Source organism: Intrasporangium mesophilum (genome assembly GCF_054783095.1).
Window position 1 is genome coordinate 105,945 of sequence record NZ_BAAGRF010000019.1, and the last position, 13,967, is coordinate 119,911.

12 protein-coding genes are annotated in these 13,967 nt (G+C 70.6%); 6 read left to right on the top strand and 6 right to left on the bottom strand.

What is annotated here, in order from left to right; translation table 11 throughout:
* Positions 1-86: 86 nt before the first annotated feature.
* Entirely contained in the window at positions 87-785 is a 699-nt protein-coding gene (purN, locus tag ACYVLP_RS16840; RefSeq protein WP_460628496.1) for a phosphoribosylglycinamide formyltransferase, read from the bottom strand.
* A 74-nt stretch (positions 786-859) separates the two neighbouring features.
* On the opposite strand from purN, the gene ACYVLP_RS16845 reads away from it, so the two are divergent.
* Positions 860-1,252 (top strand): hypothetical protein, encoded by a 393-nt coding sequence (locus ACYVLP_RS16845; RefSeq protein ID WP_460628497.1) that lies wholly within the window; start codon positions 860-862, stop codon positions 1,250-1,252.
* 69 nt (positions 1,253-1,321) lie between these two features.
* Here ACYVLP_RS16845 and ACYVLP_RS16850 read toward each other — a convergent pair whose 3' ends face one another.
* The 4 genes from ACYVLP_RS16850 to ACYVLP_RS16865 all read right to left on the bottom strand — a co-directional run bounded on the left by ACYVLP_RS16850 (position 1,322) and on the right by ACYVLP_RS16865 (position 5,879).
* Complete coding sequence (locus ACYVLP_RS16850) at positions 1,322-2,701, bottom strand: cell division protein PerM (RefSeq protein WP_460628498.1); 1,380 nt, start codon at positions 2,699-2,701, stop codon at positions 1,322-1,324.
* 162 nt (positions 2,702-2,863) lie between these two features.
* Complete coding sequence (gene sucD, locus ACYVLP_RS16855) at positions 2,864-3,760, bottom strand: succinate--CoA ligase subunit alpha (RefSeq protein WP_460628499.1); 897 nt, start codon at positions 3,758-3,760, stop codon at positions 2,864-2,866.
* 39 nt (positions 3,761-3,799) lie between these two features.
* Complete coding sequence (sucC, locus tag ACYVLP_RS16860; RefSeq protein WP_460628500.1) at positions 3,800-4,978, bottom strand: ADP-forming succinate--CoA ligase subunit beta; 1,179 nt, start codon at positions 4,976-4,978, stop codon at positions 3,800-3,802.
* Between the two features lie 469 nt (positions 4,979-5,447).
* Complete coding sequence (locus ACYVLP_RS16865) at positions 5,448-5,879, bottom strand: cobalamin B12-binding domain-containing protein (RefSeq protein WP_460628501.1); 432 nt, start codon at positions 5,877-5,879, stop codon at positions 5,448-5,450.
* A gap of 80 nt (positions 5,880-5,959) precedes the next feature.
* Between ACYVLP_RS16865 and ACYVLP_RS16870 the strand changes: the two genes are divergently transcribed.
* Positions 5,960-6,952, top strand: a complete 993-nt coding sequence (locus ACYVLP_RS16870) for an esterase/lipase family protein (RefSeq protein ID WP_460628502.1) — start codon at positions 5,960-5,962, stop codon at positions 6,950-6,952.
* A 361-nt stretch (positions 6,953-7,313) separates the two neighbouring features.
* Entirely contained in the window at positions 7,314-7,991 is a 678-nt protein-coding gene (locus ACYVLP_RS16875; protein WP_460628503.1) for a M23 family metallopeptidase, read from the top strand.
* Between the two features lie 230 nt (positions 7,992-8,221).
* Here the strand turns inward: ACYVLP_RS16875 and pcrA are convergent, their stop codons facing one another.
* Positions 8,222-10,714 (bottom strand): DNA helicase PcrA, encoded by a 2,493-nt coding sequence (gene pcrA, locus ACYVLP_RS16880; protein WP_460628504.1) that lies wholly within the window; start codon positions 10,712-10,714, stop codon positions 8,222-8,224.
* A gap of 109 nt (positions 10,715-10,823) precedes the next feature.
* Here pcrA and ACYVLP_RS16885 point away from each other — a divergent pair, with 109 nt between their 5' ends.
* The 3 genes from ACYVLP_RS16885 to ACYVLP_RS16895 all read left to right on the top strand — a co-directional run bounded on the left by ACYVLP_RS16885 (position 10,824) and on the right by ACYVLP_RS16895 (position 13,963).
* Positions 10,824-11,312 carry a GNAT family N-acetyltransferase gene (locus tag ACYVLP_RS16885; protein ID WP_460628505.1) on the top strand — a complete coding sequence of 163 codons (489 nt, stop codon included), beginning with the start codon at positions 10,824-10,826 and terminating at the stop codon, positions 11,310-11,312.
* Positions 11,313-11,420: 108 nt separating this feature from the next.
* The gene (locus tag ACYVLP_RS16890) at positions 11,421-12,404 is read left to right on the top strand and encodes a quinone oxidoreductase family protein (RefSeq protein ID WP_460628506.1); all 984 of its coding nucleotides are present in this window, start codon (positions 11,421-11,423) and stop codon (positions 12,402-12,404) included.
* The gene (locus ACYVLP_RS16895; protein WP_460628507.1) at positions 12,401-13,963 is read left to right on the top strand and encodes an amidohydrolase; all 1,563 of its coding nucleotides are present in this window, start codon (positions 12,401-12,403) and stop codon (positions 13,961-13,963) included. The genes ACYVLP_RS16890 and ACYVLP_RS16895 overlap by 4 nt, the downstream gene beginning before the upstream one ends.
* The last annotated feature ends 4 nt before the right edge of the window (positions 13,964-13,967 follow it).

The window sequence follows — 13,967 nt, forward strand, 5'->3', positions numbered from 1 at the left end:
GACGGTGTCAGGTGCGAACGGTGGGACGGGGCGCTCACTCGTCTGGAGAAAGCCCGGTCGGGTGGCCACTGGGCGCAGGCGCCCGGTCAGCCGATCCGGACGTGCCGGCCCTCGACGGCGAAACCCTCGGCGGCCAAGCGCTGGACCATCTCGACGAGCAGGTCGCGCTCCTGCACCTTGATGCGCTCGTGCAGGGTCTCCTCGGTGTCCGCCGCCTCGACCCGGACGACCCGCTGCTCGATGATCGGCCCGGTGTCGACCCCCGCATCGACGACGTGGCAGGTGGTGCCGGTGACCTTGACGCCATAGGCCAGGGCGTCGCGGACACCATGCGCGCCAGGAAAGCTCGGCAGCAGGGCCGGATGGGTGTTGATGAAGCGATGATGGGCCAGCGCTGTCGGCCCCAGCAGGCGCATGAAGCCGGCCGTGACGACGAAGATCGGCGCCGCTGCAGCAAGCTCCTCAGCGAGTGCGACGTCCCACGCGGCACGGTCGGCGAAGTCCGCCGGACGGCATACGAACGTCGGTAGGCCGGCCGCTTCCGCCCGCTCGATCCCCGCACACGGGCGGTCGGCACCGACCGCCGCTACGCGCACGCCGTAGTCCGGGTCCGCAGCGGCGTCGATCAGCGCCTGAAGGAGGGTGCCGGAGCCGGAGACGAGTACGACGATGCCGACCGAGGCGGCATCGGGTGGAACGTCACGCGAGTCGGCCGGTGGATCGGCTTGCGGACCAGCAAGTCGATCAGCAGGGTCAGGGTCGGCGGGGGTCGCCTGGCTCGTCACGCGCGGCAGTCTAGCGACCGGACCGCGCCCCACCCGTGCGTCGCCCCGGACGCCCATGGGCGAGGATGGTGGCCATGACTGACCCCGACATGCAGCGAGAGCTGGCCTTCGCTCGAGAGAAGGCCAAGCTCACGCTGCCGGTGGCTGTGCTCGTGCTGCTCGCCCTGGTGGCGATGTACCTGCCGCTGCCGAAACGGTTCGTGGCGTTGATCCCGCTCGTCATCGCAGTCGTGCTCACTATCCGGTTGCTGCGCTTCCTGACGATGCGGGCGGGGCGGGAGAAGATCTGGCCCGCGCTGACCCTTGTCATCATCGGCATGCTCATCTCGTCCCTGCTGTTCCAGCTCGCCTTCTACCGCACGGTCAGTGCCTACGAGGAGTGCCGGGCAGGCGCGCAGACGGCGGTGGCGCAGGGCGACTGCGAGAAGCTCAAGGAGCCCGGCCCGCTGAGCCTGGTCATCCGCTGAGCCTGGTCCATCCGGCACCCCGCGCGGCCGCTGCCGCAGGCACGAAACCGCGTTCGTGCGTCCCGCGCCTCAGGTCACCGGCAGCCGGTCCGGGTCGTCGCCGGACCCGGTGGCCGCGCCGTCGTCGCCGTCAAGGGGACCTGGTTTGACCGGCTTCAGGCCGTCCCGCTGGTCGGCCTCGGCCGAGCGTTCTCGACGCGAGCGCACCAGGTCGGCGAGCAGGAGCCCAGCAAGCCAGAGCAGCGCGCCGCCCACGACCTCGAGTGCGAGGGCCGCCGCCAATGGCCAGATCCGCGGTCCGACAGCGGACAGCCGGTCCGTGCCGACGGCCCCGTTGCCCAGCGCCGTCAGCGCAATGACTACGGTCACGGCGAGCGCGGCCGCGACAACGGTCGCCGACACCCGCGCGCGCACGTTGCCGAAGAACTCCAACTCAGCGTCGACCCGGCGGCCCAGGTAGGCGCCGACGGCGACGGGGGCGAGCGCGACGGCATACATCAGGGAGGGATACGCATCCGACTCCGGGAGGGCGCCGAACACGGGGATGAGCGGCAGCAGGCCGGGGTGTGCCGCCGCCGGTGAGATCGTCGAGCCGACGGCGATCTGGAAGCCTGGGCCGGCAAGGAACGACAGGGCCCACGTGGCGGCGTTGCCGAGCAGCGCAACCTGCCCGGCGGCCAGGATCGCGCTCTCGGCGAGGTTGCCGGAGTACTGCTCCTGCACGGCGGACACCGAGCCCCAGCTCAGCGCGATGCGCGCGAGCGCCACGGCAAACCCGAGCGCCAGCAGGAGCACCGCGCCGCGCCATCCGATGCGCCACACGGACGGCAGCCAGGTCGGCCCGCGGCGGAACCACCGCTTGACGAAGGCCGGCGCGGTGTCGCTCTCCGGCCGCACGAGGACGAAACCCAGCGCCATCACCGGCACGACCAGCGCGCCGAGGACCGCGGCCACCCCCGGTGTAGCCGGGCCGCCGAGGGTGAACAGCGCCACCACAGCCGCGACGAGCCCGTAGCCGATGATGAAACCGGGCAGGAGCTCGCGCCCGGCGACGCGGCTCCAGCGGTCGGCGCCGACGCGCAGGCGCTGGGTCGCAGCGAGGCGTCGCGCCCAGCGGTACGCGATGTAGACGAAGACCAGCAGGAGCAGCAGCGGCGTCAGCGAGATGGACAGGCTGCCGATGCCGACGGACTGCCCGTGGCCCAGGAACCAGATCGCGGTCCCGACCGAGACAGCCGAGAACCAGCCGAGCGAGCTCTCCGACGAGGCCACCCACCCGACCAGCGCGGGCAGCACGACGACCGACCACGTACCGATGGCGGCCAGCACACCGGCCCGCAGGGCAGCCGGCATCGCCGACGAGGGGCTCGTCGATGTGGCCAGTGCTCTCACCCCGTGGCTTGTCGTGGATCGCGACCTGGGCGCGGGTATGCCGGTCGGTTCGTCCATGGTCACAAGGACCCGGACCTGGGGCGAGCCCCCACGCCGGTGGGCCGAGAAGTGGAGTGGGAACCGTGTCGTTGCTCTCGTCGGCACGCCGTCCGGCCGGGGACGCACGACGGGCGGCCACCCGCACTGGGTGACCGCCCGCGACGAACCGCGTGTGGCGGGTCAGGCCTTGACGTGCTGCTGCATGATCTCGCGCATGAGCTGCGCCGTCTCGGACGGCGTCTTGCCGACCTTGACCCCGGCGGCCTCGAGGGCCTCCTTCTTGGCCTGCGCGGTGCCCGACGAGCCGGACACGATCGCGCCCGCGTGGCCCATCGTCTTGCCCTCGGGGGCCGTGAAGCCCGCGACGTAGCCGACGACCGGCTTGGTGACGTGCTCCTTGATGTATGCCGCGGCGCGCTCTTCTGCGTCGCCGCCGATCTCGCCGATCATGACGATCGCGTCGGTGTCGGGGTCGTTCTGGAACGCCTCGAGGCAGTCGATGTGGGTCGTTCCGATGATCGGGTCGCCACCGATGCCCACGGCGGAGCTGAACCCGAAGTCCCGCAGCTCGTACATCATCTGGTAGGTCAGCGTGCCCGACTTGGAGACCAGCCCGATCCGGCCGGTGCCCGAGATGTCGGCAGGGATGATGCCGGCGTTGGAGACGCCCGGCGTGATCAGTCCGGGGCAGTTCGGGCCGACGATCCGCGTCGTGCCCTTCGCCTTGGCGTAGTTGAAGAACTCCGCCGTGTCCTTCACGGCCACGCCCTCGGTGATGACGACGGCGAGCGGAATGGCCGCGTCGATGGCCTCGACCGCTGCGGCCTTGGTGAACTGCGCCGGGACGAAGATGACGCTGACGTTCGCGCCGGTCGACGCGATCGCCTCCTGCACGGTGCCGTAGACGGGGACGGTCACGCCGCCCTCGAAGTCGACGGTGGTGCCGGCCTTGCGCGGGTTGACGCCGCCGACGATGTTGGTGCCGGACTTGAGCATCCGCTGCGTGTGCTTCATGCCCTCGGAGCCGGTCATGCCCTGGACGATGACCTTCGAGTCAGCGTTGAGGAAGATTGCCATGGCTGGTTGCGCCTCTTTCAGTTCTCGTACGTGACCCGGTCAGTTGGCTGCTGCGAGCTCGGCGGCACGGCGCGCGGCGCCGTCCATCGTCGGCTCGATGGTGACGAGCGGGTGGTCGCGCTCGGCGAGGATGCGGCGGCCCTCCTCGACGTTGTTGCCGTCGAGTCGCACCACGAGCGGCTTGGTCTCCTCGTCTCCGAGCGCGTCGAGAGCGCCGACGATGCCCCGGGCGACCTCGTCGCACGCGGTGATGCCACCGAAGACGTTGACGAAGACGCTCTTGACCTGCGCGTCACCGAGGATGATGTGCAGACCGTTGGCCATGACCTCCGCGCTGGCACCGCCGCCGATGTCGAGGAAGTTGGCGGGCTTCTGGCCGCCGAACTCCTCACCTGCATAGGCGACGACGTCGAGGGTGCTCATGACGAGGCCAGCGCCGTTGCCGATGATGCCGACGGACCCGTCGAGCTTGACGTAGTTGAGGCCCTTCTCCTTGGCGGCCGCCTCGAGCGGGTCGGCGGCGGCCTTGTCCTCGAGGGCGGCGTGGTCGGGGTGGCGGAAGTCGGCGTTGCCGTCGAGGGTCACCTTGCCGTCGAGCGCGATGATCGAGCCGTCCTCGGTCTTGACGAGCGGGTTGACCTCGACCAGCGTGGCGTCCTCGTCGCGGTACACCTTCCAGAGCGTCTTGACGACGTCGGCGATCTTCGGCTTGTCCGCGTCGTCGAAGCCTGCGGCGTCGACGATCTCCCGGGCCTTCGCGTCGTCGATGCCGACATTCGGGTCGACCGCGATCCGGGCCAGCGCATCGGGCCGCTCGACCGCGAGCTGCTCGATCTCCATGCCGCCCTCCTTGGAGCACATGGCGAGGTAGCTGCGGTTGGCGCGGTCGAGCAGGAGCGAGAAGTAGTACTCCTCGGCGATCCGGGCGCCCGCGGCGACCATGACGGTGTGGACGGTGTGGCCCTTGATGTCCATTCCGAGGATCGCCTGCGCGTGCTGCTGGGCCTCGTCGGGGCTCTTGGCGACCTTGACGCCGCCGGCCTTGCCACGACCGCCTGTCTTGACCTGGGCCTTGACGACCGTCACTCCACCGGACGCCTGGCCGATCCGCTCGGCTGCGGCACGGGCCTCCTCTGGCGTGGTGGCGATCGCGCCGGCCAGCACGGGCACGCCGTGCGCTTCGAACATGTCGCGGGCTTGGTACTCGAAGAGATCCACGGGTGGGGTCCGTCCTCGTCGTCGAAACGGGTCGTCGACTGCGCCCGCTGGACGTGCCGGGGCCCCGCGCTGGTGCTCGGTCGGTCCCTGCGCGTGAGGCGCAACCGATTCAGGCTGTCCCTGGGACTCTAGTGCCCCGGACCAGCCGCGACCGCATCGGGCGGCCCGACCGGACGAAGATCACACACCGAGGGTCCCTTCCCCCACTCGAGTGGCCGCCCCATCCCACACGCCCTCTCCCTCGAGTGGCCACTCCGTCACCCAGGCCCCACCTCGAGTGGCCGCTCCGTCACCCAGGCCCCACCTCGAGTGGCCGCTCCGTCACCCAGGCCCCACCAGTCACGGAACGGGTGGGACGGCGTGGCCACTCGACTCGGACTTTGTTGTAACAGGTGGGGCTGGGAGGCCACTCGACGGGGGGTGGTGAGAGCGGCCGGCATACCGCGCGGATCGTCCAGCCGCGCAGCGGTCAGGCGGGGTGGACGTTGTCGCGCACCCACTCGACGATCTCGGTCGTCGTCGCACCCGGAGTGAAGACCTTTGCCACACCGAGCGCCTCGAGCTCGGGAATGTCGTCGTCGGGGATGATGCCGCCGCCGAAGACGATGATGTCGCTCGCGTCGCGCTGGCCGAGCAGCTCGACGACCCGGGCGAACAGCGTCATGTGCGCGCCGGAGAGCACGGACAGACCGACGACGTCGGCGTCCTCCTGGATCGCGGCCTCGACGATCTGCTCCGGTGTCTGGTGCAGCCCGGTGTAGATGACCTCCATGCCGGCATCGCGCAGAGCTCGGGCGACGACCTTGGCACCCCGGTCGTGACCGTCGAGGCCCGGCTTGGCCACCACGACGCGGATGACGTCTCCCGCAACTGCGCCTACTGATCCCGGGGTCTCGCTCATGCCCGGAACTCTAGCCAGCGGTGTGCCGGTGCAGCGCCCAATAGTGACCCATCGCCCACTACTCGGGGTAACGTCGAAGGATGGCAGGGGCAGCACGCGCGGCGCGGACGCCGCGCCCGAGCGTGACCGAGGCGAGTGAGCCGAGTCCGCCGCAGGGGCTGCTCGCCACCGTCGGTGAGGTCGCCAGCGCGCTGCTCACACCGACCGGCCTCGCGGGGGCGGCAGTCGAGGCGACGTGGATCGGTCTGCACCTGGGCCTGTATCCCCTCGGCCTGCTCGATGTCGGCACGAGCGACCGCAGGCAGGGGTACCGGCTCGGCCATCTCCCGCCCGGCCGACGGGGTCTCGCGGTGCGCAACGTCGAGGTGGCGGAGACCCCGATCCTGCTCGTGCACGGCATGGTCGACAACCGCTCGATCTTCACCGTGCTGCGCCGCGGCCTCGTGCGCCGCGGGTTCGGCCGCATCGACACGATCAACTACTCGATCTTCACCGACGACATCCGGGCCGCTGCCGCCCGGCTCGGCGCCGAGGTGGAGCGGATCGTCGAGGAGACCGGCTACGAGCGGATCCACGTGATCGGCCACTCCATGGGCGGACTCATCGCGCGCTACTACGTGACCCGCCTCGGCGGGGACTCTCACGTGCATACGCTCGTGACTCTCGGCACGCCGCACCAGGGCAGCTACCTCGCGTACGTCTGGGACAACGGCCTGACCCGTCAGCTACGCCCGGGCAGCGCCCTCTACGACGAGCTCGCGCAGCCGGTCAAGGACTGTCAGACCCGCTTCATCGTCTACTGGTCCGACCTCGACCAGGTCGTCCTCCCGCCGCGGAACGCCGCCCTGCACCACGACGACCTCAACGTCCACAACATCGCGCTCCACGGCGTGGGGCACATGAGCTTGCCGATCACGAGCAGCGTCGTCCACGGCATCTCCACTGCGCTGGCCCATCTCGACACGAGCGGGGCGACGGTGACCCCGGGTGTCAGCACGCTGCGCACCCGACGCAATAGCACGACACCGCCTGAAGGCGGTGCACCGAAGGGGCGTGTCGGCCGTTCCGTGTGAAACGGTCTCGACCATCTCGAATCGCCACCAAAACCTCGGTGCACAACCTTGTTGCACCGACTCTGGATGCCCTAGTGTCAGGCGCAGTCGCGAACCCCTCCCGCGACGTCGGGGCTCTGGGATTCGTGGCAGATTTTTGAGTAACGAAACGGTCACGTTACCCTTGGGCCCTCGCTGACTGGAACCGTTAGGTGTTTGTTTCGTGCCCAGAGGTAGTTACGTAGGTCGCCACAGGCCGGCCATGAAGCCAACGCGGGGTCGACACATTGTCGTCCCCGTTGCTCTGCTCTCTTCCACTGTCGCAGGCGGCCTCGTGATCCGTGGTTCCGGCGCGAGTGCGCTCAGCCCCGAGGCTGCAGCGATGAAGAACGTGTCGAACACGGTCGCCGGGCTGGGACTTGCGGCGGACCCCGAAGCGGTGGCCGCCGCGGCGTCCAACCGGGCCGGCGCCCGCTCGTCCCGTGACATGGCGCGTGAGGCGACGACGCTCATCGCCGACGCGACGAGCACTGGTCAGGACGCAGCGGCCGAGGCTCAGAACGCCGCCGAAGAGGCGGCCGCAGCCAGGGCCGCCTCGGACAAGGCGAAGGCGGCCGCGGCGGCCAAGGCCAAGGCAGCCGCCAAGGCGCGCGCCATCGCCAAGGCGCACCGCTGGGTCGCCCCGGTCGCCAACTACACCCTGACCTCCGGCTTCGGCTGGCGCTGGGGCAAGCTGCACCCGGCCCAGGACCTCGCCTGCCCCACCGGCAGCACGGTGCGGGCCCTGTCCAGCGGCACCGTCATCTTCGCCGGATGGTCCACCGAGGGCTACGGCTACATGGTCAAGATCCGCTACTGGGACGGCACGGTCTCGTGGATGGCGCACAACAGCCGCCTCCTCGTCTCGGTCGGCGAAGCGGTCTCCCCGGGCGAGCGGGTGGCCTACAGCGGCAGCACCGGCAACTCGACCGGCCCACACGTACACCTCGAGATCCACCCCGACGACGGCTCGGCGGTCCCGCCCCGTCCGTGGCTCGCCAACCGAGGCGTCATCCTCTGACCTGACAGCAGACTTCGCGAGCCCGCCCCCGACCTGGGGGCGGGCTTCGTCGTTCTCGGGCCGCTTCCGTGCGATCCCGCCCGTCGCGCGCGCCCGCGCCACCACTTGAGGGCCGCGGCGCCCAGGTGGGTGGTCAGGGGCCGGCATACCCCTCCACTTGGGGGCCGCGGCGCCCGTGCGGGCCCGGGAGGTATGCCGCCCTGTGGCGCAGGTGGGTCAGGAACGTGCGGTCAGAGCTTGACGAGAGGGGCGTAGCGCAGCAGCAGGCGCTTCGTGCCGGTCTCGTCGCCGAAGTCGACGTGAGCCATCGACTTGTCGCCCTCGCCCTCGACCCGCACGACGGTGCCGAGGCCGAAGGCGTCGTGGCTCACGCGGTCGCCCGACTGGAGCGAGATGACCGGGCGCTTGCCCGGGCTGCGGACCCCTGGGCGTGCCGCGAGGATCGCAACGGCCGGCTGCGCGGAGCCACGGGCACCCGAGAACGAGGGCCCGAGCCGCTGCCAGTCGAGCAGGTCGCCCGGGATCTCGTCGAGGAAGCGCGACGGCGGGTTGTACTGCGGCGCACCCCAGGCCGAGCGCACCGCGGCGCGTGAGAGGTAGAGCCGCTCGCGGGCGCGCGTGATGCCGACGTAGGCGAGGCGCCGCTCCTCCTCGAGCTCCTTCGGGTCTGCCAGCGCTCGCAGGTGCGGGAACGTGCCGTCCTCCATCCCGGTGAGGAACACGACCGGGAACTCCAGCCCCTTGGCTGTGTGCAGCGTCATGAGGGTGACGACGCCCTGGGCCTGCGCGTCGGGCTCGTCCGGCACCTCGTCGGCATCGGCCACGAGGGAGACCTGCTCGAGGAACTCCTCGAGATCCGTTGCGGGGGCGACGTCCTCGGGCTCGGTGCCGTCCGGAGCGGGCACGATGCCTGCGGCGAGGTCGTCGGCGTCACGGGCTTTGCGCTCGTCGAACTCCTGCGCGACGGCGACGAGCTCGGCGAGGTTCTCGATGCGGGTCTCGTCCTGCGGGTCGTGGCTCGCGCGCAGCTCGGCGAGGTACCCGCTCTGCTCCAGCACGGCTTCCAGGAGGGTCGCGATGCCCCCACCGCCCTCCCGGACGATGCGCAGCCGCTCGAGCATGTCGGTGAAGGACTGGATCGCGGCGACCGACCGCGTCGCGATACCCGGGGCGTCCTGCGCCTGCCCCAGGGCGGCGACGAACGGGATGCGCTCGCGCTCGGCGAGGGCCGCGACGCACGCCTCGGCCCGGTCGCCGATGCCGCGCTTGGGCACGTTGAGGATGCGGCGCAGGTTGACCGTGTCGGTCGGGTTGGAGATCACTCGCAGGTAGGCCAGTGCGTCCTTGATCTCCCGGCGCTCGTAGAAGCGGGTGCCGCCGACGACCTTGTAGGGCAGGCCGACCCGGACGAGGACCTCCTCGATGGCCCGGCTCTGCGCGTTGGTGCGGTAGAACACGGCGACGTCGCCCGGGCGGGCGAGACCTTCCGCCGCGAGGTCGTCGATCTGCTTGGCCACGAAGGCCGCCTCGTCGTGCTCGTTGTCGGCGACGTAGCCGACGATGAGCGGACCGTCGCCGGAGTCGGTCCAGAGGTTCTTCGGGCGACGGTCCTCGTTGCGGGCGATGACCGCGTTGGCGGCGCGCAGGATCCGTGACGTGGAGCGGTAGTTCTGCTCGAGCAGGATCGTCTTCGCGTCGGGGTAGTCCTGCTCGAACTCGAGGATGTTGCGGATGGTCGCGCCACGGAAGGCATAGATCGACTGGTCCGAGTCGCCGACGACGCACAGCTCCGCCGGCGGGACGGCGTAGGAGCCCTCGGGGCCCCTGACCTCGCCGACCAGCTCCTTGATCAGCTGGTACTGCGCCTGGTTGGTGTCCTGGTACTCGTCGACGAGGACGTGCCGGAACCGCCGCCGGTAGTACTCCGCGACGTCGGGAAAGGCCTGGAGCATGTGGACGGTCATCATGATGATGTCGTCGAAGTCGAGGGCGTTGGCCTGACGGAGCCGGCGTTGGTACTGCGTGTAGGCCTGCGAGACGGTGCGCTCGTAGTGGTTGCCCTCGCTGACCCTGGACGCGTAGGTCTCGTCGTCGACCAGGTCGTTCTTGAGGTTGCTGACCTGCGCGGTGAAGCTGCGCGGCTGGTACCGCTTCGGGTCGAGGTCGAGGTCTCGCAGGACCAGCGCCATGAGCCGCTGGCTGTCGGCGGCGTCATAGATGGAGAAGGTCGACTTCATGCCGACCTTGGCCGCCTCGCGGCGCAGGATGCGCACACAGGCGGAGTGGAACGTCATCACCCACATGGCTCGGGCCCGTGGCCCGACGAGGGCCTCGACCCGCTCGCGCATCTCGGCGGCGGCCTTGTTGGTGAAGGTGATGGCCAGGACCTGCCCCGGCTGCACGCCGCGGTCACCGAGCAGCCACGCGATGCGGTGGGTGAGCACCCGAGTCTTGCCCGACCCGGCCCCCGCGACGATGAGCAGCGGGCTTCCCTCGTGGACCACGGCCTCGCGCTGCTCGGGGTTGAGCCCCGTGAGCAGCGCCGCCGGGTCGAGGTCGGTCGCCGCCTCCTGCGGCGTCTGGATGCCTGCCTGCGCAGCGGCCTCTGCCCAGGTCGGGACGCCCTTGTCGGTGACCGCGCCCGCGCGCCCGGACTTGCGGGAACCGGCGCCCTCGCCGGGCTCGAGTCCGGGGATGGGAAGGTCGTCGAAGAGGGTGCTCATGATGACCACCAGCCTACGTCGGACCGCCAACACTCCTGGACTGCGACCCACAGCCCTTGCCCGGCGAGATGGACGAACCGCGCTCATCCACAAGGGGCAGGATGTCGCCGTGACCGACTTCGTGATCCGCGACGCCACCGAGGGCGACGTCCCCGACCTGATCAGGCTCGTCCGTGAGCTGGCCACCTACGAGAAGGAGCCCGACTCGGCGACGGCGACACCCGAGCTCTTCCGGGAGGCGCTGTTCCCCTCGTCGGGCGACCCGACGGCATACGCCCTCGTCGCCGAGCGCGACGGCACCGCAGTCGGCATGGCCCTCTGGTTCCGGAGCTTCTCGACGTGGACCGGACGGGCGGGGATCTGGCTCGAGGACCTGTTTGTCGAGCCCGAGCAGCGCGGCCACGGGCTGGGCAGGGCCCTGCTCGCGCGACTGGCGCAGATCTGCGTCGAGCGAGGGTGGACCCGGCTCGAGTGGGCAGTGCTCGACTGGAACACGCCCTCGATCGAGTTCTACCGCGCGCAAGGCGCCCACGAGCTCCGGGAGTGGAAGACGTTCCGCCTCGACGGCGCCGCCCTCGCCACAGTCGCCGGGCGCTGACGGGAAGGACGCCTGCCCGGTCGCTCCACGGGTCGCGCCACAGGTCGCGCCACAGGTCGCCCAACAGGTCGCGCCACAGGCCGCCGTCGCCGGTCGTAGGGTGACGGCATGACCCAAGCGACCAGTGTCGTGGTCACCGCGCCCGGTGACCGGAGTGTGCTCAAGCTGCGCAGCCACGACGTGCCGGACCCGGGTGACGGGGAGGTGCAGATCGAGGTCGCCGCGAGCGGCGTCAACTTCATCGACGTCTACAAGCGCCAGGGCGTCTATCGGGTCCCGACCCCGTTCGTGCTCGGCGAAGAGGGCGCCGGCACGGTGACGGCGACTGGTCCGGGAGTGTCCGGCGTCGCTGTCGGCGACCGCGTCGCCTGGTGCCTGTCGTCCGGCAGCGAGTCGACCGTCGTCAACAAGCCCGCCTCCGCGGTAGTCCCCGTGCCCGACGGTCTCGACCTCGAGGTCGCCGCCGCCGCGATGCTCCAGGGCCTCACGGCCCACTACCTCGTCAACAGCACGTATGCCGTCAGGCCGGGTGACGTGGCACTGGTCCACGCCGCGGCGGGCGGGGTCGGGCAGCTCCTGGTGCAGCTGATCACGGCCAAGGGAGCCACGGTGGTGGCGACTGCCGGCACCGACGAGAAGTGCCGGATCGCAGGTGATCTCGGCGCCCAGCACCTCATCAACTACGCCGAGGTCGACGACCTGGCGAGCGACGTCCGGGCCGCGGCTGGGCGAGGTGTCGACGTCGTCTATGACGGCGTGGGCAAGTCGACCTTCGACGCGTCCCTCGCGTCGCTGCGCCCCCGCGGCATGATGGTCCTCTTCGGCGGGGCGAGCGGACAGGTGCCGCCGTTCGACATCCAGCGGCTGAACTCCGGCGGCTCGCTGTTCCTCACCCGGCCGACGCTCGGGCACTACATGTCCGACCGCACCGAGTTCGAGTGGCGCGCCCGCGAGGTGCTCGGCGCCATCGCCGACGGGTCTCTCAAGCTGGAGATCGGTGGCCGTTACGCCTTCGCCGACGCGGCGCAGGCGTACGAGGCGCTCGAGGGTCGCAAGACCACCGGCAAGCTGATCCTGGTGCCGAACGCATGAGCCGGACCCTGCTGCGGCACCAGCGAATCCGGACCGGCTCGCCGACCGAGCCATGGACGGACGCAGTCCTTGTCGAGGATGGGCGCGTCGTCGCGATCGGTGCTGACGCCGTCGAGGCGGGCGGGACGGTCGTCGACCTGCCCGGCGAGGTCGTCATGCCCGGGCTCCACGACGCACACATCCACACCGAGTGGGTCGCGCGAGACCTGTCGGCCGTCGACCTGCGGCAGGCACACTCGCTCGACGAGACGCTCGCCCTCGTCAGGGCCCACGCGGCAACCCTCCCCGAGGGCGAGTGGCTGCACAGCGGGCGGTGGAACCACAACCGCTGGGACGTGCCTGGGCAGCCCGACCGTCACTCGCTCGACACCGTCAGCGATGGACGCATCGCTGCCCTGTCGAGTGTCGACGGGCACACGGTCTGGGCCAACTCCCTTGCGCTGCAACGAGCGGGCATCACGAGGGACACACCCGACCCGGTCGGCGGCGAGATCGTCCGCGACGCCGAGGGAGAGCCCACCGGGATCCTGCGGGAGTCCGCCCAAGAGCTGCTCGACGTGATCCCGCAGGTGCTGAGCCCGCTGCGTCCATGGCTCGAGCAGAACCAGAACCGGCTGCTGTCGGTCGGTCTCACCAGCATCACGGACATCGACGGCGAGGACGTCCGGGCTGCGTACGCCGCCATTCACGAGGACGGCGCGCTGCGCATCCGCGTGAACAAATGCACGCGTGATCCCGACCTCGAGCTGGCCATCGCCGAAGGTCGCCGCTCCGGGGAGGGCGATGACCTGCTGCGGGTCGGTCCGGTCAAGTTCTTCAGCGACGGCGCGCTCGGCTCGCATACGGCCCACATGACCGAGCCCTTCATCGGGCACGAGGGCTGCGGCATCGCCGCGATGCCCTACGAGGTGCTGCTCGAGCGCACCCTCATGGCCGTCAGGGCCGGGCTCGACGTCTGCACCCACGCCATCGGCGACGAGGCGAACCGCTTGGTGCTCAACGCCTTCCAGGCGGTGCGCGCCGAGGGACACACCGGCCCGCTCCGCATCGAGCACGCCCAGCACGTCCTGCCGGTCGACATCCCCCGCTTCCGCTCGCTCGACGTCATCGCGTCGATGCAGCCCAGCCACTGCACGGCCGACCTCGAGCTCGCGGACGCGATCATCGGCCCGCGGCGGCTGGCGTCCTACGCGTGGCGCAGCTTCCTCGATGCCGGCGTGCGCCTGGCGTTCGGCTCCGACGCGCCCGTCGAGGACCCGAACCCCTTCTACGGCCTGCACGCCGCGGTCACCCGGCAGCGCGCAGACGGCCACCCCATCGGCGGGTGGCGGCCAGAGGAGCGGATCACACTCGACGAGGCCGTGCACGCCCACACGGTCGGCTCGCACGACGCGGTCGGGCGCGGCGACGTGGGACGCCTGGTCCCGGGCCAGCTGGCTGACTTCGTGGCCATCGACCGCGACCTCTGGGCGCTGCAGGAGTCCCACCCCGAGGAGATCCGCGGCGCGCAGGTGCTCCAGACGTGGGTCGGTGGGGAGCTCGTCTTCGAGCGCGGCTGACCTG

Excerpts from the sequence above, each read along its gene's own strand:
- ACYVLP_RS16845 (WP_460628497.1), top strand. The coding sequence starts at position 860 with ATGACTGACCCCGACATGCAGCGAGAGCTGGCCTTCGCTCGAGAGAAG.
- ACYVLP_RS16850 (WP_460628498.1), bottom strand. The coding sequence starts at position 2,701 with ATGGACGAACCGACCGGCATACCCGCGCCCAGGTCGCGATCCACGACA.
- sucD (WP_460628499.1), bottom strand. The coding sequence starts at position 3,760 with ATGGCAATCTTCCTCAACGCTGACTCGAAGGTCATCGTCCAGGGCATG.
- ACYVLP_RS16865 (WP_460628501.1), bottom strand. The coding sequence starts at position 5,879 with ATGAGCGAGACCCCGGGATCAGTAGGCGCAGTTGCGGGAGACGTCATC.
- ACYVLP_RS16870 (WP_460628502.1), top strand. The coding sequence starts at position 5,960 with ATGGCAGGGGCAGCACGCGCGGCGCGGACGCCGCGCCCGAGCGTGACC.
- ACYVLP_RS16875 (WP_460628503.1), top strand. The coding sequence starts at position 7,314 with ATGAAGAACGTGTCGAACACGGTCGCCGGGCTGGGACTTGCGGCGGAC.
- pcrA (WP_460628504.1), bottom strand. The coding sequence starts at position 10,714 with ATGAGCACCCTCTTCGACGACCTTCCCATCCCCGGACTCGAGCCCGGC.
- ACYVLP_RS16890 (WP_460628506.1), top strand. The coding sequence starts at position 11,421 with ATGACCCAAGCGACCAGTGTCGTGGTCACCGCGCCCGGTGACCGGAGT.
- ACYVLP_RS16895 (WP_460628507.1), top strand. The coding sequence starts at position 12,401 with ATGAGCCGGACCCTGCTGCGGCACCAGCGAATCCGGACCGGCTCGCCG.